This is a genomic window from Pseudoalteromonas sp. SWXJ133, from assembly GCF_015864365.1.
In the GTDB taxonomy this organism is placed as follows: domain Bacteria; phylum Pseudomonadota; class Gammaproteobacteria; order Enterobacterales; family Alteromonadaceae; genus Pseudoalteromonas; species Pseudoalteromonas arctica.
Window position 1 is genome coordinate 1 of the sequence record NZ_JADYXJ010000052.1, and the last position, 1,218, is coordinate 1,218.

A 1,218-nucleotide genomic window follows, 5' to 3' on the forward strand; every position below is an offset into this window, starting at 1 on the left:
TAAGCGGACGGGAGCCGCAGTGACCAGGTGGCTGGGACTGTTTATTAAAAACACAGCACTGTGCAAAATCGCAAGATGACGTATACGGTGTGACACCTGCCCGGTGCCGGAAGGTTAATTGATGGGGTTATCCTTAGGGAGAAGCTCTTGATCGAAGCCCCGGTAAACGGCGGCCGTAACTATAACGGTCCTAAGGTAGCGAAATTCCTTGTCGGGTAAGTTCCGACCTGCACGAATGGTGTAACCATGGCCACGCTGTCTCCACCCGAGACTCAGTGAAATTGAAATCGCAGTGAAGATGCTGTGTACCCGCGGCTAGACGGAAAGACCCCGTGAACCTTTACTACAGCTTGGCACTGAACATTGAACCTACATGTGTAGGATAGGTGGGAGACTTTGAAGCAGCGACGCTAGTTGTTGTGGAGTCAACCTTGAAATACCACCCTTGTAGTTTTGATGTTCTAACGTTGGCCCCTGAATCGGGGTTACGGACAGTGCCTGGTGGGTAGTTTGACTGGGGCGGTCTCCTCCTAAAGAGTAACGGAGGAGCACGAAGGTTGGCTAAGTACGGTCGGACATCGTACGGTTAGTGTAATGGTAGAAGCCAGCTTAACTGCGAGACAGACACGTCGAGCAGGTACGAAAGTAGGTCATAGTGATCCGGTGGTTCTGAATGGAAGGGCCATCGCTCAACGGATAAAAGGTACTCCGGGGATAACAGGCTGATACCGCCCAAGAGTTCATATCGACGGCGGTGTTTGGCACCTCGATGTCGGCTCATCACATCCTGGGGCTGAAGTCGGTCCCAAGGGTATGGCTGTTCGCCATTTAAAGTGGTACGCGAGCTGGGTTTAGAACGTCGTGAGACAGTTCGGTCCCTATCTGCCGTGGGCGTTTGAGAATTGAGAGGGGTTGCTCCTAGTACGAGAGGACCGGAGTGAACGAACCGCTGGTGTTCGGGTTGTCATGCCAATGGCATTGCCCGGTAGCTACGTTCGGAACTGATAAGCGCTGAAAGCATCTAAGCGCGAAGCAGGCCTCGAGATGAGTTCTCACTAGACTTTTAAAGTCTCTGAAGGGCCGTTGAAGACTACAACGTTGATAGGCAAGATGTGGAAGTGGTGTGAGCCATTAAGCTAACTTGTACTAATTACCCGTGAGGCTTAACCATACAACGCCAAACGCGTTTTATGCGACAGTTTAGACAGAAGTTAATAT

At 51.4% G+C, this 1,218-nt stretch carries 1 rRNA gene; it reads left to right on the top strand.

The window, feature by feature from the left end:
- Positions 1-1,171: ribosomal RNA gene (locus I6F40_RS19570) — 23S ribosomal RNA — on the top strand; the annotation flags it as partial.
- Positions 1,172-1,218: the final 47 nt, after the last annotated feature.